Origin of the sequence: Pseudomonas mosselii (assembly GCF_005796105.1) — a bacterium.
GTDB lineage: Bacteria > Pseudomonadota > Gammaproteobacteria > Pseudomonadales > Pseudomonadaceae > Aquipseudomonas > Aquipseudomonas mosselii_C.
On the sequence record NZ_VAUO01000020.1, the window covers coordinates 19,196 to 43,398 of the forward strand.

Sequence of the window (24,203 nt, forward strand, 5' to 3'; positions counted from 1 at the left end):
GCTCATGTCCGATCATCACACCTACAAGAAAATCGAACTGGTGGGATCCTCGCCGACCAGCATCGAGGATGCGATCAACAATGCCCTGGCTGAGGCCGGCAAGAGCATCAAGCACCTTGAGTGGTTCGAAGTGGTCGATACGCGCGGGCACATCCGCGATAACAAGGCTGCGCATTTCCAGGTGACGCTGAAGGTGGGTTTCCGTATCGCCAACAGCTGATCGAGATCCGGGCTGGCTTTGCCCGGCGCGATGGGGTAATTAGCCAGAGGGGGGCGCAGCGGCTGCGCCCTTTTCGACTTTCTATCTGTACAAGGAATGCGCTAGATGAAGAAGTTGATCGTTGCGATGGGGCTGATGGCACTGGCGGGCGGGGCTTTGGCGGCGGGCAAGCCGTGCGAGGAACTCAAGGCGGAAATCGCCGCTAAGCTCGATGCCAAGGGGGTCACAGGGTATTCACTGAAGATCGTCAACAAGGGTGAAGTGGCCAAGGGTGAAGTGGCCAAGGGTGAAGTGGCGGGCAAGGTCGTCGGCACCTGCGAGGCAGGGACCAAGGAGATTGTCTACAAGCGCAGCTAAGCTGCTGCGTTCTTCGCGGGTATTCGCCCCCACAGGTGGCACCCGGCGCAACGCGCACGGTCGCTGTGGGGGCGGTTACCTGCGAGGCCTTTCACTCGGTTTTTAGCGCCTGCGCCATCAGTTCATAAGAGCGAATCCGGTCGGCGTGTTCGTACAGGTCGCTGGTGAAGATCAATTCATCGGCCCCTGTCTGCTCCAGCAACACCTCCACTTTTGCCCGCACCTTTTGCGGGCTGCCGATCATCGCCAAGCCCAGGAAACTGCTCACCGCTTCACGTTCGTGGGGTAGCCACAGGCCGTTCATGCTCTGCACCGGAGGGCGCTGCATCAAGCTCTGGCCGCGCATCAGGGCGAGGATGCGCTGGTACACCGACGTGGCCAGGTACTCGGCTTTCTCGTCGGTCTCGGCCACCACCATCGGCACCCCGAGCATCACGTAGGGTTTATCCAGGCTGGTCGACGGCTTGAAGTGGTCGCGGTAGATGCGGATCGCCTCGTGCATGTAGCGCGGTGCGAAGTGCGAGGCGAACGCATAGGGCATGCCGCGCATGCCTGCCAACTGCGCACTGAACAGACTGGAGCCGAGCAGCCACATCGGCACCTCGGTGTCGTGGCCTGGGACGGCGATCACTTTTTGATCATCGGTACGCGGACCGAGATAGCGTGACAGCTCCTCGACATCGTCTGGGAAGTCGTCAGCGCTGCCGGCGCGGTCGCGGCGCAGGGCATGCGCGGTCATTTGATCTGAGCCCGGCGCGCGGCCCAGCCCCAGGTCGATGCGACCCGGATACAAGCTGGCCAGGGTGCCGAACTGCTCGGCAATCACCAGCGGCGCGTGGTTGGGTAGCATCACGCCGCCAGAACCGATGCGGATGGTCGAGGTGCCGCCGGCCAGGTAGCCGATCAGTACCGCCGTGGCGGAGCTGGCGATGCCGTCCATGTTGTGGTGCTCGGCCACCCAGAAACGCTGGTAGCCGAAGCGCTCGACGTGTTGCGCCAGGTCCAGCGAATTACGCAGCGACTGTGCAGGGCCGCTGTCGGCGCGCACGGGCACCAGGTCGAGGGTGGAAATTTTCAGGTCTCGCAGGTGCGTCATTGGAGCCTCCGCAATGGATGGTTGGCCCGAAGGCCCTATGGACTGTGTATGGGCACATTCGATGGATTCAATGGCTGGCCTGGGATTGATCTGAACTTGGCGTCGACGCTGTCCTCACATTTCTAGGTAGTCAACCCAGTACCAGGAGGCAACATGAAGAAGACAGCATCGGCGATCTGGCAAGGTGGCCTGAAGGACGGCAAGGGCCTGTTGTCCACAGAAAGCGGGGCGCTCAAGCAAAACCCCTATGGCTTCAACACGCGCTTCGAGGGCACGCCGGGGACCAACCCCGAGGAGCTGATCGGCGCCGCCCATGCAGGGTGCTTTTCCATGGCGCTGTCGATGATGCTGGGCGAAGCGGGATTGACGCCCGAGCGTATCGACACCATCGCCGAGGTCAGCCTGGACAAGCAGCCTGACGGTTTCGCCATCACTGCGGTGCACCTGACCCTCAAGGCCAAGGTGCCCGGTGCGAGCGAGGCGAAGTTCCAGGAGATCGCCAACCAGGCCAAGGCCGGCTGCCCCGTGTCGAAGGTGCTCAACGCCTCGATCACGCTCGACGCGACCTTGCTGCAGTAGGGCGCAACGGCGGCGCGTTGCGGTAGTCTAACCAACGTCGGCAGCGCCGCCTGCCCTTTGAGGAAGCGTTCCATGATCCGCGTAGCAATCGCCGTGCTGGCATCGACTTTGGCCACGGCTGTTTTGGCGGCTCCCAAGCCGTGCGAGGAACTCAAGGCCGAGATCGAAACCAAGATCCAGGCCAGTGGAGTGACCTCCTACACCTTGGAAATCGTACCCAACGCTGACGTCAGCGATTCGAGCATGGTGGTGGGCAGCTGTGATGGCGGGACCAAGAAAATCATTTACCAGAAGAATGATCGGTAGATGCAACTGCCTTGACCAATGCCTGAAAACGGCTTGAACCGGACCACCGCGACGCGGTGGATGGTACCGGCTGCGCCGGTGTTCGCGGGGTAAGCCCGCTCCTACAACCTTCGCACTAGCCCGTGAATGTCGGCTTGCGCGGTCGGTGTAGGAGCGGCCTTATGCCGCGATGGGCTGCGAAGCAGGCCTGGGAGAGCAGCATTACGTTCCCACAGGGGCGTTATCACGGAATGCAAAACACCTCGCTGGGCTCGTCTACCACCACCTTGCGGCTGGCGTCGTACATCAGCAACTGCGGCTGCATCACCGGTGCCCGCGCTTCCAGGCGGTAGCGTTCACCTGCCTTGAAGTCGTTGAAGCGCACGGTGAGGTAGCAGGTCCGTTCCGTCGGCTCGGAGGTGAGCCCGCCGGAGTACACCTCGAAATCGAAGCGCACCACCAGTTCGTGCTTGCCGGGTGATACCTGGAAGTAACGGCCATCGTTGAGGCGTTGGCCATCCAGACGGTCGGCCATGATGGTTCGACCGGGGGTGGTGGTGGAGAGATCGACCCAGGCCTTGCCGGGGTCGACAGGAGGCAAAGGGCTTGCGCACGCCCCCAGCGCACTAAGGGCGATGAGCATCAAAGGCTGGCGCATGGTAGAACTCCGCTCGCGGTTCATAGGCTTTAAGCATAGCGCCGTTCATGATCTTCAGGTGCGTTGGCAGCCCGCAGGTTCACCCTGGCCAATCAGCTTGCGCTGTTGGTCGTAGAGTTTGATCCAGGGCCGAAAACCGATGCTGCCGGCCTGCATCTGGTAACGCTGGCCGGCGTTGAAGTCCTTGAACGTCAGGTTGAGCTGGCAATCGCGCCACAGCGGGTTTTGCACCGGGCCGATATTGCTCGGCGCAACGGCGAACTGATAGCGCACGGTCAGTTCGTGATTGCCGGGCGGTACTTCGAAGTAGCGGGTGTCTGCCCAGTCGCGTTCGTCCACTTGCAGGGCATGCAGTGAGGTGTCGTCGTGCGCGCTCAGGTCTATCCAGGCCTGGTTCGGGTCCGGGTCGGGCAACGTGGCACAACCTGACAGCAGCATGAGTGTGCCTACGGCAAACCGAGTACGCATGGCGAAGCTCCCCTTGGCGAGATAGTCTTGGTCGCATTCGGCCGACGAGCGAGATAGACAGCCTCTATGTATGGACGTGTGCTTTTCAGGCGCTGCAGCCGTCGGGCTCTGGACCGTGTTTTCACGCGCTTTGTTCCCCTCGCCCTGGGCGTTCTGCTGAGCGGTTGCTCAAGCCTTGGCTACTACGCACAGCTCGCCAACGGCCAGTGGCAGCTGCTGCGTGCCCGCGAGCCGGTGCAGCAAGTGATCGACGACCCGGCCACCGGCCCGGCGTTACGCCAGCGCCTGCTGCTCGCCGAACAGGCCCGGGCCTTTGCCAGTGCGCACCTGAAATTGCCGGACAACGGCAGCTACCGGGTGTACGTGGAGCTTGGTCGGCCTTACGTGGTGTGGAACGTGTTCGCTACCCCGGAGCTGTCGTTGCAGCCGCTGACCCACTGCTTCCCGATTGCCGGTTGCGTGGCCTACCGTGGCTACTACCAGCCGGGCGCCGCACGTGGCGCGGCGGCTTTGATGCGCCAGCAGGGGCTGGATGTGTACGTGGGCGGGGTGGAGGCCTATTCGACCCTGGGCTGGTTCGACGATCCAATTTTGTCGAGCATGACCGGCTGGGGCGATGAGCGCTTGGCCACGGTGATCTTCCACGAACTGGCGCATCAACGTTTCTACGTGAAGGACGATACCGCGTTCAACGAGTCGTTCGCCTCGTTCGTGGAGCAGGAAGGCACGCGGCAATGGCGTGCTGCCCGTGGGCTTGGGGCGATCGAGGATGGCAGCGCGGCGCAGCGCGAGCAGTTCATCCGCTTGGTACTGGCTAGCCGCGAGCGCTTGCAGGCGATCTATGCGGGACCATTGGACCAGGCCAGAAAGCGCGAGGCCAAACAAGCTGAGTTCGCGCGGCTGCGTGCTGAGTACCGTGAAGTGCGTGACCGAGACTGGCATGGTGATCGGCGTTTCGATGCGTGGATGTATGCGCCGTTGAACAATGCCAAGCTACTGCCGTTTGGACTTTATGACCAATGGGTGCCGGCGTTTTCCCAGCTGTTCGAGAATGCTGACAGGGATTGGCTGAAATTTTATGCACAGGTCGAAAAGTTGGGACGCATGCCGGCCTTGCAGCGCAAGGCTGCGCTTGGTGAGCTGATGCCGCGCCATTGATACCTTGTGAAGGGCCGCACAGCGGCCCTGATTCGTCAGCGCACGAACGCCTGGTGCAGCTCGGTCAGTGTCTGGAAGTGAAACGCCGGCGCCTCGGCCTCCAGCTCCTCGCGGCTGCCGAAGCCATAGCCCACCGCTACCGCTTGCAGGCCATTGCTGCGCGCACCGATCAGGTCGTGCTTGCGATCACCGATCATCAGCGTGTGTGCCGGATCCAGGCCCTCCTCGTCCAGTAGATGGCGGATCAGCTCGACCTTGTTGGTCCGGGTGCCGTCCAGCTCGCTGCCGTAGATCACCTTGAAATGCCGGTCGAAGGCGAAGTGCCGGGCGATTTCACGGGCGAACGCCCAGGGCTTGGACGTGGCGATGTACAGGGTGCGGCCTTGGTCGTTGAGTGCTTGCAACAGCTCGGGCACGCCGTCGAACACATGGTTCTCGTACAGGCCGGTGACCTTGAAGCGCTCGCGGTAGAAGTTGACCGCCTCCCAGGCCTTGGCTTCGTCGAAACCGTAGAACTGCATGAAGGCCTGCAGCAAGGGGGGACCGATGAAGTGTTCGAGGCGGGTCAGGTCGGGCTCGTCGATGCCCAGCTTGGCCAGGGCATACTGGATCGAACGGGTAATCCCCTGGCGCGGGTCGGTGAGTGTGCCGTCGAGGTCGAAGAGGATGTTTTGCTGGTGCATGGTCAACTCGTGTCTGGAAGTTTCTACGGGAGCGGCGGTGTGCCCTTGAGGGTTATTCGTCGTAGCCTTCTGCCAAATGCTGGTCCTTGAGCTTGACGTAGTTACCCGCGGTGTAGGGGAAGAACGCATGTTCCTGCTCGCTCAGCAGGCGTACCTGCTTCACCGGGCTGCCCATGTACAGGTAGCCGCTGACCAGGCGCTTGCCCGGCGGCACCAGGCTACCAGCGCCAATAATCACCTCGTCCTCGACGATGGCACCATCCATGATGGTGCTGCCCATACCCACCAGGATGCGATTGCCGAGGGTGCAGCCGTGCAGCATGACTTTATGGCCGATGGTCACTTCGTCGCCGATGACCAGCGCAAAACCGTCGGGGTTGAAGGGACTGGCGTGGGTGATGTGCAGCACGCTGCCATCCTGCACGCTGGTGCGCGCGCCGATGCGGATGCGGTGCATGTCGCCGCGCACCACCGTCAGCGGCCAGATCGAGCTGTCTTCACCGATCTCGACATCGCCGATGACCACCGCCGAACGGTCGACGAAGGCGCGTGGTCCAACTTTCGGCGTGTGTTCCTGGAACGTCCGGAGGGCCATGATAGTGTTCCTCTGCAATGCCGATAGGCAGGCTGCCTGCTGCGGTCGGCGTCGATTGTAATTAAGATGGTCGTGTGTTTCTCCTGCCAAGGTACCCGAACCGTGAGTGCGAACAACCCGCTGCTGCAGTCCCATGATCTGCCGCCCTTCTCGGCAATCCGCGCCGAGCATGTGCTGCCGGCGATCGAGCAGATCCTCGCCGACAACCGCAAGGCCATCGCCGAGATCCTCGAAAAGCAGGGCAAGAACCCTACCTGGGCCGGCTTGGTGCTGGCTATGGACGAACTCAACGACCGCCTGGGCGCTGCCTGGAGCCCGGTCAGCCACCTCAATGCGGTGTGCAACAGCAAGGAGCTGCGCGAGGCCTATGAAGCGTGCCTGCCGGCGCTGAGCGCCTATTCCACCGAACTGGGCCAGAACCGCGCCCTGTTCGAGGCCTACGAGGCCCTGGCCGCAAGCCCTGAAGCCGCCGGCTTCGACGTGGCGCAGAAGACCATCATCGACTACGCCTTACGCGATTTCCGCCTGTCGGGTATCGACCTGCCGGCTGACAAGCAGCGCCGCTACGCCGAGGTGCAGAGCAAGCTCAGCGAGTTGGGCAGCCGCTTCTCCAACCAGTTGCTTGATGCCACCCAGGCCTGGACCAAGCATGTCACCGACGAGGCTGCCTTGGATGGCCTGACCGACTCGGCCAAGGCGCAGATGGCCGCCGCCGCCCAAGCCAAAGGCCTCGACGGCTGGCTGATCACCCTGGAATTCCCCAGCTACTACGCGGTGATGACCTACGCCAGCGACCGCGCCCTGCGCGAAGAGCTGTATGCGGCCTACTGCACCCGCGCCTCCGACCAGGGTCCGAACGCCGGCCAGTTCGACAATGGTCCGGTGATGCAGCAGATCCTCGACTTGCGTCAGGAGCTGGCGGGCCTGCTGGGCTATGCGAACTTCGCCGAACTGAGCCTAGCCACCAAGATGGCCGAGTCCAGTGACCAGGTGCTGAGCTTCCTGCGCGACCTGGCCAAGCGCTCCAAACCGTTCGCCGCCCAGGACCTGGAGCAGCTCAAGGCGTATGCCGCCGAGCAAGGCACTGCGCAGCTGGCCAGTTGGGACGCCGGCTACTTCGGTGAGAAGCTGCGGGAGCAGCGCTACAGTGTGTCCCAGGAAACCCTGCGCGCCTACTTCCCGATCGACAAGGTGCTCGATGGTCTGTTCAGCATCGTGCAGCGCCTGTACGGCATCGAAATCGCCGAACTCAAGGGCTTCGACAGCTGGCACCCGGATGTGCGCCTGTTCGAGATCAGCGAAAACGGCCAGCATGTCGGGCGCTTCTTCTTCGACCTGTACGCCCGCGCCAACAAGCGCGGCGGCGCCTGGATGGACGGTGCGCGCGACCGCCGTCGTACCGCGTCCGGCAGCTTGCAAAGCCCGGTGGCCAACCTGGTGTGCAACTTCACTCCGGCGGCGCCCGGCAAGCCTGCATTGCTGACCCACGATGAGGTCACCACGTTGTTCCACGAGTTCGGCCATGGCCTGCACCACCTGCTGACCCGCATCGAGCATGCCGGGGTTTCCGGCATCAACGGTGTGGCCTGGGACGCGGTTGAGCTGCCGAGCCAGTTCATGGAGAACTGGTGCTGGGAGCCCGAGGGTCTGGCGCTGATCTCTGGTCACTACGAGACTGGCGAAGCCCTGCCTCAGGACCTGCTGGACAAGATGCTGGCGGCCAAGAACTTCCAGTCCGGCATGATGATGGTGCGTCAGCTGGAGTTCTCGCTGTTCGACTTCGAGTTGCACGCCACCCACGGCGATGGACGCAGCGTGCTGCAAGTGCTCGAAGGCGTGCGCGACGAAGTGTCGGTGATGCGTCCTCCCGTGTACAACCGCTTCCCCAACAGCTTCGCGCACATTTTCGCCGGGGGCTATGCGGCGGGCTACTACAGCTACAAGTGGGCTGAAGTGCTGTCGGCCGATGCCTTCTCGCGTTTCGAAGAAGAAGGCGTGCTCAATGCCGAGACCGGCCGCGCCTTCCGCGAGGCGATTCTGGCTCGTGGTGGCTCCCGCGAGCCGATGGTGCTGTTCGTCGACTTCCGGGGCCGTGAACCTTCCATCGATGCACTGTTGCGCCACAGTGGCCTCACCGAGGACGCGGCGGCATGAGTGAGGTAGCCGTGAGCAAGACCAAGCGACGCTTCATCGCCGGGGCCGTGTGCCCCGCGTGCAGCGAGATGGACAAGCTGATGATGTGGAACGAGGACGAGGTGCCGCACCGCGAGTGCGTGTCCTGTGGTTTCACCGACACCCTCAATGAGCAGGGACTGTCAGTGCCCAAGGAAATCGGCACTCGGGTCAACCAGCTGGCGCCGAAACCGGCGCCGGCCAAGGTACAGACGGTGCAGTTCTTCCCCAATCCGAAGTTGAAGAAACCCACTGAGTAACGCCAACAGGCGGCTTGGCGATGCTGGCCGGGCCGCCTGTTGCGCGTAGGTGGTAGCTATTCAACGCAGCGGCTAACCGCTGACAGGACATGCTCGCTCGCTCATTCATAGCGCGAGATTGCCTCATGTCCACCGATAATCCCCTTCTGCAGCCCAGTGCCACACCGATCGATTACGATGCGGTGACCCTGGACAATACCCGCGCGGCATTCGCCCACGCCCTCGATGCCCACCGTGAGGGTATTGCCCGAATCATCGCTGACCAAGGCGAACAACCCACCTGGGACGACCTGGTGCTTGCTGTCGATGCCCTCGATGCGACGCTGATCGCCGTCCTGATGGCGGCTTCGCCGCTGGCCTACAGAGGCGATGACTGGATCGACCTGGTCAACGAGCTGTATGGCCAACTGATGGCGCGCCTGGATGAAAAACTTGCCGATAGTGTGCTTCAGGGCCTGTACCAACGCCTTGCCGAGAGTCCGCAAGGCATGAGCCTGGATGCCCATGAACGCGCGGCCCTGAACGGGCACCGCGACGCGTTCTTGTTGCACGGTGCGGCGCTCGATCAGGCCGGCAAGGCCAGGCTGGTCACCTGTCAGGCACGCATTCTCGATCTGGTCGGGCAGTTTGGCGCGAACATGCAGTTGGACGGCCACCTCGTCACGGATGCCGCGCAACTGCTCGGCATGCCGGCGCGGGCCTTGGCGGAGTTGGCGGAAAAAGCCAAGGCAGAGGGGATGGACGGTTGGTTGATTGGTGCCGACAAGGACTCGACGCGCCTGATCCTCGAGGGGGCGAGCGATCGCGAGCTGCGCGAGACGACGTACCGCCGTCATCACCAGCGCGGCGTGGGGGACGCTGAACGTCAGGACAACGGCGCGGTGCTGCTGGCGCTGGCCCAGGCACGTGACGAGAAAGCCCGTTTGCTCGGTTTCGCCGATCATTCGACACTGAGCTTGAAGACCAAGAGCGCCGGCTCCCTGGCACAAGTCCAGGCCTTCCTGAACGGGCTGGCGGAGCGGATCCAGCCGATCATGACGCAGCGTCGCGCCGCTTTGGAAAGCCTGGCGAGTGATTTTGGGCTGGACTGTCTGCAACCGTGGGACCGGGCCTACGTGCAGCAGTTGGAGCGCCAGGCGGCCCAGTTGCCCGGCATGGATACCTTCAGCGAGTACTTTACCCTGGCCAAGGTGCTCGAAGCCTTGCAGTCCCTGGCGCAGCGAGTGTTTGGCGTACAACTGGTGCGCGCCCCGGCCAAGATGGCGGTCTGGCAGGCATCCGTCGAGGCGTTCGAGGTATGGCTCGATCATGCACGGGTTGGCTACCTCTACGTAGATGCGTTGCAGTACCCAGGTAAGGTCCCTGACCAAGTTGAGACCCGCTCTGTACATAACCGCCGAGTCGACGCCGAAGGACGCTTCCATCCTGCAGTGGCCATTGTGTTCAGCGATATTGCGCAGCCACCCGCTGGCAGCCCGCCGCTGCTGGATCACCTGGCCCTGCGCAAGCTGTTCCATGAGTTTGGGCATGCGTTGCACTATGTATTGGTACGCACCACCAACCAGCTGAACTCGGACATCAGGGGGCTGGGGGCCGACGGGGTGGAGGTGTTCGGTAATCTGTTCGAGCGCTGGGTATGGGACGCAGGTTTTCTGGCCGACATGTCGGCGCACAAGGACCACGGCGCCAGCCTGCCCCAGGCCGAGCTCGAGCGTTTGCTGGAGAACCTGCGCCTGGACCAGCTGGACAAGGCCGCGGAGAATCTATCGCTGGCCTTGTTCGACCTGGATTTGCACACCACGCCGAACGATGGCAGGCCCCTGCGCCAGCGCTTGTCCGATGCGCGTGCCCGTTGTGGGTACTGGCCGCTGGAGGCGTACGAGCACCCCGCGCACAGCTTCGATTACCTGTTGAGTTACTACGATGCGGGCTACTACGCGTATGTCTGGTCGGACGTGCACGCCTTCGACCTGTTCTCGCGCTTTCAGGCCAATGGCCTGACGGATCGCAACACCGGCCTGGCACTGCAAACGGCCTTGCTCGACCCCGGTGCCGCGCGACCGTTGCTCGACGGGATGCGTATGTTCCTGGGGCGCGAGCCGAACGATGAGGCCTACCTCGCCTATCATCGCTTGACCTGATCGAAGGTGCTGGAGGCGTCAGCATTATCGCGATACTGTATTTATATACAGTCAAGGTGCGACATCATGATTCCTCCAGCCCCGCAAAAAGGCCGTGGTACGGCGCATAATCCGCATAACCGCTTCGCTGCACGCGTTTCGGTGGTAGAGGACGATGGCTGGCACCATGAGGTCCCGTCCACTCAGGGTACCGAGGTGCGGATCGAGACGGCCAAGACCATCATCAGCCACAACACCTCGCCCGACCTGCCTTTCGACCGGTCCATCAATCCCTATCGCGGTTGCGAGCACGGCTGCATCTACTGCTACGCACGCCCCAGCCATGCCTACTGGGACCTCTCCCCTGGGCTGGATTTCGAGACCAAGCTGATTGCCAAGACCAACGCCGCCGAGGTGCTCGAACAACAGTTGAGCAAGCCGGGCTATGCCTGTGCGCCGATCAACCTGGGGGCCAACACCGACCCTTACCAGCCCATCGAGCGCGAACAGCGACTGACCCGGCGTCTGCTCGAGGTGCTGCTGCGTTACCGTCATCCGGTGACCATCGTCACCAAGGGCGCGTTGGTGCTGCGCGACCTCGACCTGCTGGCTGAACTGGCCAGCCAGCGCCTGGTGCGGGTGATGGTCAGCCTGACCACACTTGACGACCAGCTCAAGCGTACCTTGGAGCCCCGTGCGGCGGCGCCTAACGCACGTCTTCGAGCTATCCGTGTGCTGCGCGAGGCCGGGGTGCCGGTGGGGGTGCTGTGCGCGCCGATGATCCCGATGATCAACGACCGCGAGCTGGAGCACCTGCTGCAAGCCGCCCATGGTGCCGGCGCGCAGAGTGCCGCCTACATGCTGCTGCGTCTGCCGCTGGAGGTGGCGCCGCTGTTCGAGCAGTGGTTGCACGATCACTACCCGCAGCGCGCTGCCCATGTGCTGAGCTTGATCCGACAGAGCCGAGGGGGTGAGCTGTACGACAGCCGTTTTGGGGTGCGTATGCGCGGTGAAGGGGTGTTCGCCGAACTGCTTGAGCAGCGGTTTCGCAAGACCGCGCGGCAGTTGGGCTTTGCAGGGCGTGAAGCGCTGGCGCTGGACTGCACGGCGTTCTGCCCGCCGGGTGGGCAGATGGCGTTGTTCTGATCGGTCGCCACTGGCGTATCGGTGTGTTCGGCGAGTTACCCGGAATGTCACTCATGCCACCTCATAAAATCATTAGTGGCTATTGGCATTTGATGTTTTTTTGCTATTATCCGGTTCCCGCCTTTTTTATCTGGAACGCCCGTTCTAGAGCCTCCCAATTAAGTTTCAGTTAAGTTTTCTCCGCTAGCGTAGGAAATCAGTCCACCGCGGCTGTGATTAATTACCTGTGCGTGTCATCTAAATCCTCGCATAGCCATAATCTTTCCCCGGTAACATGGAACGTACCCACAACCGTCAAGAGGATGAATCATGCCCGTCAAGGACCCTTCCAAGGCCGTCCCGGCTGCACCCGCCGAAAGTGCCGATGCTGCCCTCAAGCATATCGTCGACGGCTTCCTGCGCTTCCACAACGACGTCTTCCCTGAGCAGCAAGAGCTGTTCAAGAAGCTCGCCACCGCGCAGAAGCCCCGCGCGATGTTCATTACCTGTGCCGACTCGCGCATCGTCCCTGAACTGATCACCCAGAGCTCGCCGGGCGACCTGTTCGTCACCCGCAACGTGGGTAACGTGGTTCCGCCTTATGGCCAGATGAACGGCGGCGTTTCCAGCGCTATCGAGTACGCCGTGCTGGCCCTGGGCGTGCACCACATCATCATCTGTGGCCACTCCGACTGCGGTGCGATGCGTGCGGTGCTCAACCCGCAATCGCTGGCCAAGATGCCGACCGTCTCTGCCTGGCTGCGCCACGCTGAAGTGGCTCGCACCGTGGTCGAGGACAACTGCAGCTGCGGTACCCCGCACGAGAGCATGCAGCTGGTGACCAAGGAAAACGTCATCGCCCAGTTGCATCACCTGCGCACTCACCCGTCGGTGGCCTCGCGCCTGGCGGCCGGTCAGTTGCACATCCACGGCTGGATCTACGACATCGAAACCAGCCAGATCGAAGCCTACGATGCCGCCAGCGACAGCTTCCTGCCGCTGACCTCGGGCGAATCGATCCCCTGCGCCACTCCGAGAGGCCGCTACTAAGCGACCCTGTCACGCTGAACAGACCTTGATAGCCGGCTGCACCCAATGGGTGCGGCGCGGCCTTCGCCTGCCTTGAATTTCCCTGACTCGCTTGCCGGCACGTCCGCTGGCGGCCTGCGCCTGCGCGCGATTCAGGGATCCCCGTGCCTGCGGCCAGCGGGATGGCCGTGATCGAGAAAGGAGCTTCATGGTGAACAAGACACAGATCAAAGCGGCCCTGCCGCGCGAATTACTGGCCTCAGTGGTGGTGTTTCTGGTGGCGCTGCCGCTGTGCATGGGCATCGCCATTGCCTCGGGTATGCCACCGGCCAAGGGCCTGATCACCGGCATCATCGGTGGCATCGTGGTGGGCTTTCTGGCGGGCTCGCCACTGCAAGTTAGCGGCCCGGCGGCTGGCCTGGCGGTGCTGGTGTTCGAGCTGGTACGTCAGCACGGCATGGCGATGCTCGGGCCGATCCTGTTGCTGGCAGGCGTGCTGCAACTGTTGGCGGGACGCTTTCGCCTGGGTTGCTGGTTCCGGGTCACTGCACCAGCGGTGGTGTACGGCATGCTGGCCGGTATCGGCGTGCTGATCGTGCTGTCGCAAGTGCATGTGATGTTCGACACAGCGCCGCAACCCTCGGGTATGGATAACTTGCTGGGCTTCCCGGCCACCCTGGCGGCGGCGCTGCCGCTGGAGAGCGCAGGCGCTGGCTGGCAGGCCGGAGCGCTGGGGCTGGGTACTATCGCGATCATGTGGGGCTGGGAGCGTTTTCGCCCGCAGCGCGTGCGCTTCATCCCCGGCGCCCTGCTGGGGGTCGCTGCGATGACGGCGGTCAGCCTGTGGCTGGCGTTGCCGGTGAACCGGGTGCAGGTGCCGGCCGACTTGTCCGAGGCCATCGACTGGCTGCGCCTGGACGACCTGCTCAAGCTGGCTGATCCGACCCTGCTGGTGGCGGCCTTCGCCCTGGCCTTCATCGCCAGTGCTGAGACGCTGCTGTCTGCCGCAGCCGTGGACCGCATGCACAGCGGCCAGCGTTCGGACTTCGACCGCGAGCTGTCGGCGCAGGGTATCGGCAACATGCTATGCGGCCTGCTTGGCGCATTGCCGATGACCGGGGTGATCGTGCGTAGCTCGGCCAACGTGCAGGCCGGTGCGCAGACCCGCGCTTCGGCGATCCTGCATGGGCTGTGGTTGCTGGCGTTCGTGGTGGCGTTGAGCAGCGTGTTGCAGCAGATTCCAGTGGCGAGCCTGGCGGGTGTGTTGGTGTACACCGGGGTGAAACTGGTGGACATCAAGGCCTTGCGCAGCCTTGGGCGCTACGGGCGCATGCCGATGCTCACCTATGCGGCCACCGCTCTGGCGATCATCTTCACCGACCTGTTGAGTGGCGTTTTGCTGGGCTTTGCCTTGACCTTGCTGACCCTGGCGCTGAAGGCGGCGCGGTTGAAGATCAACCTGTCGCAACGGACCGAGCCGGGACACATGGAACTGCGCATGAGCGGCGCGGCGACTTTCCTCAAGGTCCCGGCGTTGACCCAGGTGCTGGACAGCGTGCCGGCTGGGACCACCCTGCATGTACCGTTGGGCAACCTGAGCTACATCGACCATTCCTGCCTGGAATTGCTGGAGGATTGGGGGCGTAGCGGTGCGGCCCACGGTTCGCGGTTGGTGCTGGAGCAGCGGCGCTTGAAGCGGCGGGTTGAAGGAAGGTTGCGCACAACGGCGGGTGTTGGGGCTTGAACCCCGGTATCTCGCTCGCCTGATAGGGACCTGTCGCGAGCAAGTCGCATCGGTGCACCGCCGATGCGACTTGCCCGCGAAGAGGCCGGGACGGGAAGCGTCAAGTTCAGGCCGACTGGCCCAACTCCACACCCAGCCGGCGTGACAGGCACGGCCAGCGTTTCCAGGCGGCGCCGGTTTCCGGGCTACTGAGCCTGTCGCGATAGGCCTCCACCGACTCCACGGCGAAGCTGTCCTCGTCGAGCATCTCGTCAACCGAGTGGTGCACCACTTCATCGAGCTGGTTGGCGAAGGTTTCGCCGATCAGTTGGTGGGCGATCAGGTTGGCCACAGTGGTGTCCACCGGGATCAGCGGCTGCTGGAAGTGGCGGATATACAGGTCGTTGACTTCCTCCACCAGCCGGTGCGCCAGGTAGGCTTCATCGAGCAGGCAATCGAGGCCGACATGCCCGGCCATTACGCTTGGCGGTTGCAGGAAGTAGGCTTCGGCAATTTTCAGTACGGGCTTGATCTGCGATTCGATGCCCGCTTCGAGCGCTACGTTGTGCGCTGCTTCGAGTAATTCGGGGACTTCGTCGATGTAGGCGCTGACAAAACGCGCCAAGGTTCCCTGAGCATCCTGCTGTGGCAGTTGGATCGAGGGGTGCAGGTGAGGCACTTGCTGTTCGAGGCGGGATTTCAGTTGGCCTGTACGGCTCTCATGTTGATGGGCTTGGTGAATCTGCTCGCGTACCGCAGCGATGTTCATGACAACTCCAGGGACAAGGCGTTACAAACGGAAGACACTAAATTAGCGCGGTATACGGAATGTATAAGACGTATTTGGAATAAAAATTCCACGTCTTCGAAAGCTCGGCTATATCAAAGTGCCATCATCTTGCCCCAAGCCCGGTAGCATGCAGGTTTCGAGGCCGATATCGGATTCTGTGAAGATCATTTAATACTGTGCATTGCGCCGCAATGACCGCTGTCTATACTCCGCTTGAAACGTGATTCGTTGATGAGGCCCGACTGCCTTTAGCAGGGGGCTCGGTCGTCGAAGTCAGGCAGTCTTGGCCGCCGTTCCCCCCTTTGTCGTAGCAGGTCGTCCACGCCTCCGGGACAACAAGAACGATAAGGGGAACCCGCAATGATGCGACATCCACATGTCTGGATGGGCCTCCTGCTGTGGTCGGTGTTGGGTCGGGCGCACGCGGCCTGGACCGTGAACATGGCGCCCGGGGCGACGGATGTCTCCCACGCCGTGTTCGACCTGCACATGACCATCTTCTGGATCTGCGTGATCATCGGCATCGTGGTGTTCGGCGCGATGTTCTGGTCGATGGTCGTGCACCGCCGCTCCACCGGGCAGCAGCCTGCGCATTTCCACGAGCACACCTGGGTGGAAATCCTGTGGACGGTGGTCCCCTTCCTGATCCTGGTGGCCATGGCCATTCCCGCCACCAAGACCTTGATCGATATCTACGATGCGAGTGAGTCGGACATCGATATACAGGTCACCGGCTACCAGTGGAAATGGCACTACAAGTACCTCGGCCAGGACGTGGAGTTCTTCAGCAACCTGGCCACCCCCGCCGACCAGATCCACAACAAGGCGCCCAAGGACGAGCATTACCTGCTTGAAGTCGATCAGCCACTGGTGCTGCCGGTGGGGGCGAAAGTGCGCTTTCTGGTCACGGCAGCCGACGTGATCCATTCCTGGTGGGTGCCGGCTTTCGCGGTCAAGCGCGACGCGATCCCAGGCTTCGTCAACGAGGCCTGGACGCGCATCGAGAAGCCCGGCATCTACCGTGGCCAATGCACCGAGCTGTGCGGCAAGGACCATGGGTTCATGCCGGTGGTGGTAGAGGTCAAGTCCAAGGCCGACTACGACACCTGGCTGGGTGAGCGCAAGGCCGAGGCGGCCAAGCTCAAGGAGCTGACCAGCAAGCAATGGACCCTCGACGAGCTGGTCGAGCGTGGCGACAAGGTCTACCACACCACCTGCGTGGCCTGTCACCAGGCCGAAGGCCAGGGCCTGCCGCCGATGTTCCCGGCGCTCAAGGGCTCGAAAGTCGCCACCGGGCCCAAGGAGGAACACCTGAGCGTGGTCTTCCATGGCCGTCCGGGCACGGCCATGGCCGCCTTCGGCAAGCAGCTTTCGGAAGTCGATATCGCCGCCGTGGTCACCTACGAGCGCAACGCCTGGGGCAACAACAAAGGCGACATGGTGACACCACAGGATGTGCTGGCGCTCAAGCAGGCCGACGCGCAATGAACCGGTGCCAGATGGCAGGAGACAGGACATGAGTGCAGTGATCGACGACCACGCCCACGGCCAGGAGCACGCCCACGGCCCGGCCAAGGGCCTGATGCGCTGGGTGCTGACCACCAACCACAAGGATATCGGCACGATGTACCTGTGGTTCGCCTTTAGCATGTTCCTGCTGGGTGGTTCGTTCGCCATGGTGATCCGCGCCGAGCTATTCCAGCCAGGCCTGCAAATCGTGGAACCGGCGTTCTTCAACCAGATGACCACCATGCACGGGTTGATCATGGTGTTCGGCGCGGTGATGCCGGCGTTCGTGGGTTTGGCCAACTGGATGATCCCGCTGATGATTGGCGCCCCGGACATGGCCTTGCCCCGGATGAACAACTTCAGCTTCTGGCTGCTGCCGGCGGCGTTCCTGCTGCTGGTGTCGACCTTGTTCAGCCCAGGCGGCGGGCCGAACTTCGGCTGGACCTTCTATGCCCCCTTGTCGACCACCTACGCCCCGGCCAGCGTGACCTTCTTCATCTTCGCCATCCACTTGATGGGGATCAGCTCGATCATGGGCGCGATCAACGTGATCGCCACCATCCTCAATTTGCGTGCACCGGGCATGACCCTGATGAAGATGCCGCTGTTCGTCTGGACCTGGCTGATCACCGCATTCCTGTTGATTGCCGTGATGCCGGTGCTGGCAGGTGTGGTGACCATGATGCTGATGGACATCCACTTTGGCACCAGCTTCTTCAGCGCCGCAGGTGGCGGCGACCCGGTGTTGTTCCAGCATGTGTTCTGGTTCTTCGGCCATCCCGAGGTGTACATCATGATCCTGCCGGCCTTCGGCGCGGTCAGCTCGATCATCCCGGCGTTCTCGCGCAAGCCGCTGTTCGGCTACACCTCGATGGTGTACGCCACCGGCGCGATCGCTTTCCTGTCGTTCATCGTTTGGGCCCACCATATGTTCGTGGTCGGCATTCCGGTGGTGGGTGAGCTGTTCTTCATGTACGCCACCATGCTGATCGCCGTGCCCACAGGGGTGAAGGTGTTCAACTGGGTGAGCACCATGTGGGAAGGCGCGCTGACTTTCGAGACGCCGATGCTGTTCGCCATCGCCTTCGTCATCCTGTTCACCATCGGTGGTTTCTCTGGGTTGATGCTGGCCATCGCGCCGGCGGACTTCCAGTATCACGACACCTACTTCGTGGTCGCCCACTTCCACTACGTACTGGTGCCTGGCGCGATTTTCGGCATCTTCGCCTCGGCCTACTACTGGCTGCCGAAATGGACCGGGCACATGTACGACGAAACCCTTGGCAAGCTGCACTTCTGGTTGTCGTTCATCGGTATGAACCTGGCCTTCTTCCCCATGCACTTCGTAGGGCTGGCCGGTATGCCGCGACGTATTCCCGACTACAACCTGCAGTTCGCCGACTTCAACATGGTGTCGTCGATCGGTGCCTTCCTGTTCGGCACTACGCAGATTTTCTTCCTGTTCATCGTCATCAAGTGCATCCGCGGCGGCGCCCCGGCGCCTGCCAAGCCGTGGGATGGCGCTGACGGCCTGGAGTGGACGGTGCCGTCGCCGGCGCCCTACCACACCTTCCAGACCCCGCCGGACGTGAAGTAGGAGCGCGGCGATGGACGGCCTGTCGCTCAAACGCCTGGTCACCCGCCTGCTGCTGTTGACGGTGGTGATGTTCGCCTTCGGCTTTGCCCTGGTGCCGATCTACGACGTGATGTGCAAGGCGTTCGGCATCAACGGCAAGACTGGCGGGCAGTACGCAGGCACGCAGGTCAGCGACCCGTCGCGTTCGGTGCGGGTGCAGTTCATGTCGACCAATGCCGGAGACATGAGCTGGGAGTTCCACTCAACCGCCGACCAGATCGAGGTCAACCCTGGTGCGGTGAACCAGATGGTCTTCATCGCCCGCAACCCTACCCGGCATGCGATGAGCGCCCAGGCCATCCCCAGTATCACCCCGGCCGAGGCGGCCGCTTACTTCCACAAGACCGAGTGCTTCTGTTTCACCCAGCAAGTGTTGCAACCCGGCGAGCGCATCGAGATGCCGGTGCGTTTCATCGTCGACCGCGATCTGCCTGAGTCGGTGAAACACCTCACGCTGGCCTACACCCTGTTCGACATCACCGCTCGCCACCCGCCCGTCGCCCCTGCCGCGACCCAGGCCGCCCGTTGAGGGAAGGAGAAACGCCATGGCAAGCCACGAGCACTACTACGTCCCGGCGCAGAGCAAGTGGCCGATCATTGCCACGATCGGCCTGTTCATCACCGTGTTCGGCCTGGGCACCTGGTTCAACGACCTCAAGGCCGGCCACCCGGAGTCCCACGGGCCGCTGATCTTCTTCGTCGGCGGGCTGTTCCTGGCGTACATGTTGTTCGGCTGGTTCGGCGCGGTGGTCAAGGAAAGCCACGCTGGGCTGTACAGCGCGCAGATGGATCGCTCGTTCCGCTGGGGCATGAGCTGGTTCATCTTCTCTGAGGTGATGTTCTTCCTGGCCTTTTTCGGAGCACTGTTCTACGTGCGGGTGCTCGCCGGGCCATGGCTTGGGGGCGAGGGGCACAAGGGAGTGGCGCACATGCTGTGGCCCAACTTCGAGTTCGTCTGGCCGCTGCTGCATACCCCCGACCCGAAACTGTTCCCGCCGCCCAAGGAGGTGATCGATCCGTGGCATTTGCCGCTGATCAACACCCTCTTGCTGGTGAGTTCCAGCGTGACCGTGACCATTGCCCATCACGCCCTGCGCAGGGGGCATCGTGGGCCGCTGAAGCTCTGGTTGGGGCTGACCATCCTGCTGGGGCTGGCGTTCCTGGCGTTGCAAGCGTTCGAGTACCACGAGGCCTACACCAAGCTGGGGCTGACCCTGGGCTCGGGGATCTACGGCGCGACCTTCTTCATGCTTACCGGCTTCCACGGTGCGCACGTGACCCTGGGGACGTTGATCCTGTTCGTGATGTTCTGCCGGGTGATGCGCGGGCACTTCAACCCGGACAAGCACTTCGGTTTCGAAGCGGCCAGTTGGTACTGGCATTTCGTCGATGTGGTGTGGGTCGGGCTCTTCATCTTCGTGTACGTGCTTTGAAGGACAACCAAGACCCCTGTGGGAGCGGGCTTGCCCGCGAATGCGTCGGAACATGCAACATCGTATGCGCGGGCAAGCCCGCTCCCACAGGTTCAGATGACATCTTCAAAACGGCGCGTGGGACACCAGTTGCCCACTGATGAACCCCCAGGCCACCAGCCCGACGGTAAGGGTGGCAAGGGCAACGCGCACGGTGAGGGCCTTGAGCAGCCGGGTCGAGTGGTCTTCATCCTTGACCAGGAATACCAGGCCACTGAACAGGCTGGCGATGGTAGCCAGCAACATCAGGACGATCGCGGCCTTGAGCATGGCGAAACTCCGGGGGATGCGGTGATGAACACAAGTATAGCGTTCGCCCTGGCAGGCCCCCGATGAGGCCGTTCCGTCCGGGGCTGGTGCCAACCTTGGTAGTGCTCGCGCTGCTGCCCGGGCTGATCGCCCTTGGCTGCTGGCAACTGCGCCGTGCGGACGAAAAGCGCACGCTGATGGACACCTATGCGGTGCGCCAGCTGGAGGCCCCGGTGGCGGTTGCGCAATTGCAGCAGTTGCCTGATCCGGCTTTCTACCCTGTGCGCCTGCATGGCCACTTCGACAGCCAGCACAGCCTGTTGCTGGACAACCAAATGCGCGACGGCAAGGCCGGCGTCGAGTTGCTGCAACCCTTCTTCGATCAGCAGAGCGGTCAGTGGCTGCTGGTCAATCGCGGTTGGCTGCCCTGGCCTGATCGTCGGGTGCCCGTGCATTTCGACACCCCGGAGCAAGCCCTGGCATTGCAAGCGACGGTGTACGTAGCCCCCGGCAAGACCTTCCAACTGCACCCCGACCCTACCGGTGGCCAGTGGCCGCACCTGCTGACTGCCATCGAACCCAACGGGCTCTGGCAGCAGTTGGGGCGCGAAGGTTTCGCTCACGAGCTGCGCCTGCAGCCAGGCCCGGCCAGCTACCGGCTGGACTGGCCGGTGGTTGCCATGGGGCCGGAAAAACACCTGGGCTATGCCATGCAGTGGTTCGCCCTGGCCAGCACCCTGGTGCTGCTCTACCTGTATTTCGGATGGCACAGACACAACAAGGAGAACCCTCATGGCCGCCGCCACCTCCCCGCTGAACGTGCCTGAAGGCCGCAAGGCCCGTGGGCGCCTGCAACTGCTGCTGATCCTGCTGGTGGTGCTGGGGCCGATGATCCTCGCCACCAGCATGTACAAGCTCAACTTCTGGGTGCCGGACGGTCGCAGCTACCACGGCGAGATGATCGGCAACGGCCAGGGCCGCGCCGACATTGGCATCGATGCCCAGGACGCACGCTGGCAACTGCTGGTCAGCGCCCCGCAGGCGTGTGCCGATGACTGCCGCCAATTGGTGTACCTGGCCCGGCAGATCCAGATCGGCCTGGGCCGTGACGCCAGCCGTGCCAGCCATGCCCTGGCCGCCGCGCAGCCGCTGGCGACGGACTACCAGGCGCTGCTGGGGCGTGAATACCCGCAGTTGCAGCGCTACCCGCTGGATCTTCAGCGCTACCAGCACGCTGTCAGCGTGCCGGGGCCGCAGCTGTGGATCGTCGATCCGCACGGCAACCTAGTGCTGCGCTACGACGCTAAAGCCAACGGCAAGCAGGTGCTGGACGACCTGCGCCATCTGCTCAAGTTGTCCAACATCGGCTAGGAGCCTGCCATGGCTAGACCTGGATTCCGACTCGCGGTGTTCGCCACCTTGCTGGCGCTGCTGGTGGTACTGCTCGGCGCTTATACCCGGCTGACCCACGCCGGCCTCGGCTGTCCTGACTGGCCGGGCTGCTACGGCTTCATCAGCGTGCCCAAGACCGACGCGCAACTGGCGCATGCCGAGCGGCATTTCCCCGAGCACCCGGTCGAGGCGGCCAAAGGCTGGGCCGAGATGGTGCATCGTTACTTTGCCGGCACGCTTGCCCTGGTGATTGCCCTGCTGGCCGTCCAGGCCGTGCGCCGACATGCCCGGGACGGCCAGCCCTACCGTTTGCCGCTGCTGTTGCTGGGTGTGGTACTGGCCCAGGCGGCGTTCGGCATGTGGACCGTGACCCTGAAACTCTGGCCGCAGGTGGTCACCGCGCATTTGCTTGGCGGATTCACCACCCTGAGCCTCTTGTTCCTGTTATCCCTGCGTCTATCTCGGGCCTTTGCGCCATTGCCCAAGCTGCCGTTGAGTGTGCGCAGGATCGCGGCGCTGGCCTTGCTGGTGGTGATCGGGCAGATCGCCCTGGGCGGCTGGGTCAGTGCCAATTACGCTGCCGTCGCGTGTATCGACCTGCCCACCTGTCATGGCCAATGGTGGCCGGCAGCGGACTTCAGCAATGGCTTCCACCTCACCCAGCATGTGGGCCCCAACTACCTCGGCGGGCAGTTGGACAGTGATGCACGCACGGCAATCCACATCAGCCACCGACTGGGCGCCTTGATGGTCGTGGCAGTGCTGCTGACGCTCAGTTGGAAACTCCATCGTCACGGCCTCACGGGCCTGGCGCGCCTGGTGTTGCTGGCGCTGGCGGTACAGGTGGGGCTGGGCGTGAGCAACGTGGTATTGCACCTGCCGCTGGCGGTCGCGGTGGCGCATAACGCGGGCGGCGCCCTGCTGCTGCTAAGCATGGTGCTGGTGAACTACCGCATTCGCGTGGCGGACAAATTGCCTGTCGGGCTGGGCTGGCGCCTGCGCCCAGTAACCCACGCGGGTGCCTCACTGCACATGAGGAACGATTCGTGGCGACGCTTCTAGGCACGCAACGCCAGCGCGCGGGTTGGCGCGATTACCTGGAACTGACCAAGCCCAAGGTAGTGGTACTGATGCTCATCACTTCGCTGGTGGGCATGTTCCTCGCCACCCGCGCCGGGGTGTCCTGGAGCGTGCTGCTGTTTGGCAACTTGGGGATTGGCCTGTGCGCCGGCGCGGCGGCGGCAGTCAACCATGTGGTCGACCGGCGCATCGATGCGCTGATGGCACGCACCCACCAACGTCCGCTGGCCCAGGGGCGGGTCGCGCCACATGCGGCGCTGGGTTTCGCCCTGGTGCTGGGGCTGACGGGCATGGCCGTGTTGCTGGCTTTCACCAACGCCCTGACCGCCTGGCTTACGCTGGCCTCACTGTTGGGTTATGCGGTGCTCTATACCGGCTTTCTCAAGCGTGCCACGCCTCAGAACATCGTGATCGGCGGTTTGGCTGGCGCTGCCCCGCCGCTATTGGGCTGGGTCGCGGTCAGCGGACATGTGGGCGCCGAGCCGCTGTTGCTGGTGCTGATCATCTTCGCCTGGACCCCGCCGCATTTCTGGGCGTTGGCCATCCACCGCAAGGCCGAGTACGAAAAAGCGGATATTCCCATGCTGCCGGTGACCCATGGCGAGCGCTACACGGCCCTGCATATCTTGCTCTACACCTTGATCTTGCTGGCGGTGAGCCTGTTGCCGTTCGCCATCCACATGAGCGGGCCGCTGTATCTGGTGTGTGCATTGGTACTGGGGCTGCGCTTCCTGCACTGGGCGTGGGTGTTGTACCGTGGCAGCCGGCCGCACGCGGCGATCAAGACGTTCAAGTACTCTATCGGCTACCTGTTCGCCCTGTTCATCGCCCTGCTCGTTGATCACTACCTGTTGCTGAGCCTATGACCCGAACCCAGAAAACCGTCTTCATCCTCGTTGCCCTGGTCGCGCTGATCATGGGTTTGACCGTCAACAAGGTGCTCAACGACCGGGGGCAGTTGAACCCCACCGAGCTGATCGATGCCGGCATCATCCTGCTGCCCCAGAGCCGCACGGTGCCGGATGTGAAGATGACCGACCAGAACGGCCAGCCAATCGCGCTGGACCAGCTTAAGGGTAAGTGGTCGTTGCTGTTCTTCGGCTACACCTACTGCCCGGACATCTGCCCGACCACCCTTGCCCAACTGCGCCAGGTGAAGAGCGAGTTGCCCAAGGAAGCGGTCGAACGCTTGCAGGTGGTGCTGGTGAGCGTGGACCCGAACCGTGACACGCCAAATCAGCTCAAGCAGTACCTTGGCTATTTCGACAAGGATTTCGTCGGGGTCGCGGGAAGCATCGAGGACACCCAGAAGCTGGCCAACGGCCTGAGCATTCCGTTCATTCCGGCAGATACCAGCAAACCCGGCTACACCGTGGACCACAGCGGTAATCTAGCCGTGGTCGGGCCGGACGGGCGCCAGCGCGGCTTCATTCGCGCGCCGTTCAACAACCAGAAGCTGGTGGCGCAGTTGCCGGGGCTGGTCAAGCGCGATTGAGCGCGCGTGGACTTTGGACTGCCCCCAAGAAGTTGGACACCAATCCAACCCT

General features: G+C 63.0%; 27 protein-coding genes. 20 read left to right on the forward strand and 7 right to left on the reverse strand.

Annotated elements, in window-relative coordinates; translation table 11 throughout:
- Positions 1 to 4 precede the first annotated feature (4 nt).
- Together FEM01_RS22725 and FEM01_RS22730 are read left to right on the forward strand one after the other, a co-directional pair.
- Positions 5 to 220 carry a dodecin gene (locus tag FEM01_RS22725; RefSeq protein WP_042121737.1) on the forward strand — a complete coding sequence of 72 codons (216 nt, stop codon included), beginning with the start codon at positions 5 to 7 and terminating at the stop codon, positions 218 to 220.
- A gap of 105 nt (positions 221 to 325) precedes the next feature.
- The gene (locus FEM01_RS22730; RefSeq protein WP_138221694.1) at positions 326 to 577 is read left to right on the forward strand and encodes a DUF1161 domain-containing protein; all 252 of its coding nucleotides are present in this window, start codon (positions 326 to 328) and stop codon (positions 575 to 577) included.
- A gap of 91 nt (positions 578 to 668) precedes the next feature.
- Here the strand turns inward: FEM01_RS22730 and FEM01_RS22735 are convergent, their stop codons facing one another.
- Positions 669 to 1,673, reverse strand: a complete 1,005-nt coding sequence (locus tag FEM01_RS22735) for an LLM class flavin-dependent oxidoreductase (protein ID WP_138221695.1) — start codon at positions 1,671 to 1,673, stop codon at positions 669 to 671.
- A gap of 153 nt (positions 1,674 to 1,826) precedes the next feature.
- Here FEM01_RS22735 and FEM01_RS22740 point away from each other — a divergent pair, with 153 nt between their 5' ends.
- On the forward strand, positions 1,827 to 2,252 hold the full coding sequence (locus FEM01_RS22740; protein WP_138221696.1) for an OsmC family protein: 426 nt from the start codon (positions 1,827 to 1,829) through the stop codon (positions 2,250 to 2,252).
- Positions 2,253 to 2,324: 72 nt separating this feature from the next.
- Positions 2,325 to 2,558: a DUF1161 domain-containing protein gene (locus FEM01_RS22745; protein ID WP_138221697.1), complete on the forward strand. Its 234-nt coding sequence runs from the start codon at positions 2,325 to 2,327 to the stop codon at positions 2,556 to 2,558.
- A 223-nt stretch (positions 2,559 to 2,781) separates the two neighbouring features.
- On the opposite strand, the gene FEM01_RS22750 is transcribed toward FEM01_RS22745, so the two are convergent.
- Together FEM01_RS22750 and FEM01_RS22755 are read right to left on the reverse strand one after the other, a co-directional pair.
- The gene (locus FEM01_RS22750) at positions 2,782 to 3,195 is read right to left on the reverse strand and encodes a DUF2057 domain-containing protein (RefSeq protein WP_138221698.1); all 414 of its coding nucleotides are present in this window, start codon (positions 3,193 to 3,195) and stop codon (positions 2,782 to 2,784) included.
- Positions 3,196 to 3,249: 54 nt separating this feature from the next.
- Positions 3,250 to 3,663 carry a hypothetical protein gene (locus tag FEM01_RS22755; protein ID WP_138221699.1) on the reverse strand — a complete coding sequence of 138 codons (414 nt, stop codon included), beginning with the start codon at positions 3,661 to 3,663 and terminating at the stop codon, positions 3,250 to 3,252.
- A gap of 78 nt (positions 3,664 to 3,741) precedes the next feature.
- Here FEM01_RS22755 and FEM01_RS22760 point away from each other — a divergent pair, with 78 nt between their 5' ends.
- Positions 3,742 to 4,821: an aminopeptidase gene (locus tag FEM01_RS22760; protein ID WP_240791786.1), complete on the forward strand. Its 1,080-nt coding sequence runs from the start codon at positions 3,742 to 3,744 to the stop codon at positions 4,819 to 4,821.
- 35 nt (positions 4,822 to 4,856) lie between these two features.
- Here the strand turns inward: FEM01_RS22760 and FEM01_RS22765 are convergent, their stop codons facing one another.
- Both FEM01_RS22765 and FEM01_RS22770 read right to left on the reverse strand, forming a co-directional pair.
- A complete protein-coding gene (locus tag FEM01_RS22765) occupies positions 4,857 to 5,504 on the reverse strand; it encodes an HAD family hydrolase (RefSeq protein ID WP_138221701.1) in 648 nt (215 codons plus the stop codon).
- Between the two features lie 52 nt (positions 5,505 to 5,556).
- Positions 5,557 to 6,099, reverse strand: a complete 543-nt coding sequence (locus FEM01_RS22770; protein ID WP_138221702.1) for a gamma carbonic anhydrase family protein — start codon at positions 6,097 to 6,099, stop codon at positions 5,557 to 5,559.
- Positions 6,100 to 6,165: 66 nt separating this feature from the next.
- On the opposite strand from FEM01_RS22770, the gene prlC reads away from it, so the two are divergent.
- The 6 genes from prlC (at position 6,166) to FEM01_RS22800 (ending at position 14,549) form a co-directional block, all read left to right on the forward strand.
- Positions 6,166 to 8,253 carry an oligopeptidase A gene (gene prlC / locus FEM01_RS22775; RefSeq protein ID WP_138221703.1) on the forward strand — a complete coding sequence of 696 codons (2,088 nt, stop codon included), beginning with the start codon at positions 6,166 to 6,168 and terminating at the stop codon, positions 8,251 to 8,253.
- Positions 8,250 to 8,531, forward strand: a complete 282-nt coding sequence (locus FEM01_RS22780) for a YheV family putative zinc ribbon protein (RefSeq protein ID WP_138221704.1) — start codon at positions 8,250 to 8,252, stop codon at positions 8,529 to 8,531. The genes prlC and FEM01_RS22780 overlap by 4 nt, the downstream gene beginning before the upstream one ends.
- Before the next feature lie 125 nt (positions 8,532 to 8,656).
- Entirely contained in the window at positions 8,657 to 10,672 is a 2,016-nt protein-coding gene (locus FEM01_RS22785; RefSeq protein WP_138221705.1) for a M3 family metallopeptidase, read from the forward strand.
- A 66-nt stretch (positions 10,673 to 10,738) separates the two neighbouring features.
- Positions 10,739 to 11,797, forward strand: a complete 1,059-nt coding sequence (locus FEM01_RS22790) for a PA0069 family radical SAM protein (RefSeq protein ID WP_138221706.1) — start codon at positions 10,739 to 10,741, stop codon at positions 11,795 to 11,797.
- Positions 11,798 to 12,106: 309 nt separating this feature from the next.
- On the forward strand, positions 12,107 to 12,826 hold the full coding sequence (locus FEM01_RS22795) for a carbonic anhydrase (RefSeq protein ID WP_138221707.1): 720 nt from the start codon (positions 12,107 to 12,109) through the stop codon (positions 12,824 to 12,826).
- A 187-nt stretch (positions 12,827 to 13,013) separates the two neighbouring features.
- Positions 13,014 to 14,549: a SulP family inorganic anion transporter gene (locus tag FEM01_RS22800; RefSeq protein ID WP_171031016.1), complete on the forward strand. Its 1,536-nt coding sequence runs from the start codon at positions 13,014 to 13,016 to the stop codon at positions 14,547 to 14,549.
- 106 nt (positions 14,550 to 14,655) lie between these two features.
- Here the strand turns inward: FEM01_RS22800 and FEM01_RS22805 are convergent, their stop codons facing one another.
- Entirely contained in the window at positions 14,656 to 15,297 is a 642-nt protein-coding gene (locus tag FEM01_RS22805) for a hypothetical protein (RefSeq protein WP_138221708.1), read from the reverse strand.
- Positions 15,298 to 15,678: 381 nt separating this feature from the next.
- On the opposite strand from FEM01_RS22805, the gene coxB reads away from it, so the two are divergent.
- From coxB to FEM01_RS22825, 4 genes are read left to right on the forward strand one after another with little or no spacing between them, the layout of a single operon-like run.
- Positions 15,679 to 16,806, forward strand: a complete 1,128-nt coding sequence (gene coxB, locus FEM01_RS22810) for a cytochrome c oxidase subunit II (protein ID WP_138221709.1) — start codon at positions 15,679 to 15,681, stop codon at positions 16,804 to 16,806.
- A gap of 28 nt (positions 16,807 to 16,834) precedes the next feature.
- The gene (gene ctaD / locus FEM01_RS22815; RefSeq protein ID WP_138221710.1) at positions 16,835 to 18,424 is read left to right on the forward strand and encodes a cytochrome c oxidase subunit I; all 1,590 of its coding nucleotides are present in this window, start codon (positions 16,835 to 16,837) and stop codon (positions 18,422 to 18,424) included.
- A gap of 10 nt (positions 18,425 to 18,434) precedes the next feature.
- Positions 18,435 to 18,992, forward strand: coding sequence for a cytochrome c oxidase assembly protein (locus tag FEM01_RS22820; RefSeq protein WP_138221711.1), 558 nt, complete (start codon positions 18,435 to 18,437; stop codon positions 18,990 to 18,992).
- Positions 18,993 to 19,008: 16 nt separating this feature from the next.
- A complete protein-coding gene (locus FEM01_RS22825; RefSeq protein WP_138221712.1) occupies positions 19,009 to 19,896 on the forward strand; it encodes a cytochrome c oxidase subunit 3 in 888 nt (295 codons plus the stop codon).
- Positions 19,897 to 20,001: 105 nt separating this feature from the next.
- Here FEM01_RS22825 and FEM01_RS22830 read toward each other — a convergent pair whose 3' ends face one another.
- Positions 20,002 to 20,205, reverse strand: coding sequence for a twin transmembrane helix small protein (locus tag FEM01_RS22830; RefSeq protein ID WP_138221713.1), 204 nt, complete (start codon positions 20,203 to 20,205; stop codon positions 20,002 to 20,004).
- Positions 20,206 to 20,267: 62 nt separating this feature from the next.
- Between FEM01_RS22830 and FEM01_RS22835 the strand changes: the two genes are divergently transcribed.
- From FEM01_RS22835 to FEM01_RS22855, 5 genes are read left to right on the forward strand one after another with little or no spacing between them, the layout of a single operon-like run.
- Positions 20,268 to 21,011 carry an SURF1 family protein gene (locus FEM01_RS22835; protein WP_138221714.1) on the forward strand — a complete coding sequence of 248 codons (744 nt, stop codon included), beginning with the start codon at positions 20,268 to 20,270 and terminating at the stop codon, positions 21,009 to 21,011.
- On the forward strand, positions 20,977 to 21,555 hold the full coding sequence (locus tag FEM01_RS22840) for a hypothetical protein (RefSeq protein ID WP_138221715.1): 579 nt from the start codon (positions 20,977 to 20,979) through the stop codon (positions 21,553 to 21,555). Before FEM01_RS22835 ends, FEM01_RS22840 begins: the two co-directional genes overlap by 35 nt.
- Positions 21,556 to 21,564: 9 nt before the next feature.
- Positions 21,565 to 22,638, forward strand: coding sequence for a COX15/CtaA family protein (locus tag FEM01_RS22845; protein WP_138221716.1), 1,074 nt, complete (start codon positions 21,565 to 21,567; stop codon positions 22,636 to 22,638).
- The gene (cyoE, locus tag FEM01_RS22850) at positions 22,623 to 23,522 is read left to right on the forward strand and encodes a heme o synthase (RefSeq protein ID WP_138221717.1); all 900 of its coding nucleotides are present in this window, start codon (positions 22,623 to 22,625) and stop codon (positions 23,520 to 23,522) included. The genes FEM01_RS22845 and cyoE overlap by 16 nt, the downstream gene beginning before the upstream one ends.
- Positions 23,519 to 24,151, forward strand: a complete 633-nt coding sequence (locus FEM01_RS22855; protein WP_138221718.1) for an SCO family protein — start codon at positions 23,519 to 23,521, stop codon at positions 24,149 to 24,151. The genes cyoE and FEM01_RS22855 overlap by 4 nt, the downstream gene beginning before the upstream one ends.
- Positions 24,152 to 24,203 lie beyond the last annotated feature (52 nt).

Coding starts and splice junctions, on each gene's coding strand:
- prlC (WP_138221703.1), top strand. CDS start 6,166: ATGGTCGTGTGTTTCTCCTGCCAAGGTACCCGAACCGTGAGTGCGAAC.
- FEM01_RS22750 (WP_138221698.1), bottom strand. CDS start 3,195: ATGCGCCAGCCTTTGATGCTCATCGCCCTTAGTGCGCTGGGGGCGTGC.
- FEM01_RS22740 (WP_138221696.1), top strand. CDS start 1,827: ATGAAGAAGACAGCATCGGCGATCTGGCAAGGTGGCCTGAAGGACGGC.
- FEM01_RS22805 (WP_138221708.1), bottom strand. CDS start 15,297: ATGAACATCGCTGCGGTACGCGAGCAGATTCACCAAGCCCATCAACAT.
- FEM01_RS22745 (WP_138221697.1), top strand. CDS start 2,325: ATGATCCGCGTAGCAATCGCCGTGCTGGCATCGACTTTGGCCACGGCT.
- coxB (WP_138221709.1), top strand. CDS start 15,679: ATGATGCGACATCCACATGTCTGGATGGGCCTCCTGCTGTGGTCGGTG.
- FEM01_RS22825 (WP_138221712.1), top strand. CDS start 19,009: ATGGCAAGCCACGAGCACTACTACGTCCCGGCGCAGAGCAAGTGGCCG.
- ctaD (WP_138221710.1), top strand. CDS start 16,835: ATGAGTGCAGTGATCGACGACCACGCCCACGGCCAGGAGCACGCCCAC.
- FEM01_RS22780 (WP_138221704.1), top strand. CDS start 8,250: ATGAGTGAGGTAGCCGTGAGCAAGACCAAGCGACGCTTCATCGCCGGG.
- FEM01_RS22765 (WP_138221701.1), bottom strand. CDS start 5,504: ATGCACCAGCAAAACATCCTCTTCGACCTCGACGGCACACTCACCGAC.
- FEM01_RS22835 (WP_138221714.1), top strand. CDS start 20,268: ATGAGGCCGTTCCGTCCGGGGCTGGTGCCAACCTTGGTAGTGCTCGCG.
- FEM01_RS22770 (WP_138221702.1), bottom strand. CDS start 6,099: ATGGCCCTCCGGACGTTCCAGGAACACACGCCGAAAGTTGGACCACGC.
- FEM01_RS22830 (WP_138221713.1), bottom strand. CDS start 20,205: ATGCTCAAGGCCGCGATCGTCCTGATGTTGCTGGCTACCATCGCCAGC.
- FEM01_RS22840 (WP_138221715.1), top strand. CDS start 20,977: ATGGCCGCCGCCACCTCCCCGCTGAACGTGCCTGAAGGCCGCAAGGCC.
- FEM01_RS22755 (WP_138221699.1), bottom strand. CDS start 3,663: ATGCGTACTCGGTTTGCCGTAGGCACACTCATGCTGCTGTCAGGTTGT.
- FEM01_RS22845 (WP_138221716.1), top strand. CDS start 21,565: ATGGCTAGACCTGGATTCCGACTCGCGGTGTTCGCCACCTTGCTGGCG.
- FEM01_RS22800 (WP_171031016.1), top strand. CDS start 13,014: ATGGTGAACAAGACACAGATCAAAGCGGCCCTGCCGCGCGAATTACTG.
- FEM01_RS22725 (WP_042121737.1), top strand. CDS start 5: ATGTCCGATCATCACACCTACAAGAAAATCGAACTGGTGGGATCCTCG.
- FEM01_RS22795 (WP_138221707.1), top strand. CDS start 12,107: ATGCCCGTCAAGGACCCTTCCAAGGCCGTCCCGGCTGCACCCGCCGAA.
- FEM01_RS22785 (WP_138221705.1), top strand. CDS start 8,657: ATGTCCACCGATAATCCCCTTCTGCAGCCCAGTGCCACACCGATCGAT.
- FEM01_RS22820 (WP_138221711.1), top strand. CDS start 18,435: ATGGACGGCCTGTCGCTCAAACGCCTGGTCACCCGCCTGCTGCTGTTG.
- FEM01_RS22855 (WP_138221718.1), top strand. CDS start 23,519: ATGACCCGAACCCAGAAAACCGTCTTCATCCTCGTTGCCCTGGTCGCG.
- FEM01_RS22735 (WP_138221695.1), bottom strand. CDS start 1,673: ATGACGCACCTGCGAGACCTGAAAATTTCCACCCTCGACCTGGTGCCC.
- FEM01_RS22730 (WP_138221694.1), top strand. CDS start 326: ATGAAGAAGTTGATCGTTGCGATGGGGCTGATGGCACTGGCGGGCGGG.
- FEM01_RS22790 (WP_138221706.1), top strand. CDS start 10,739: ATGATTCCTCCAGCCCCGCAAAAAGGCCGTGGTACGGCGCATAATCCG.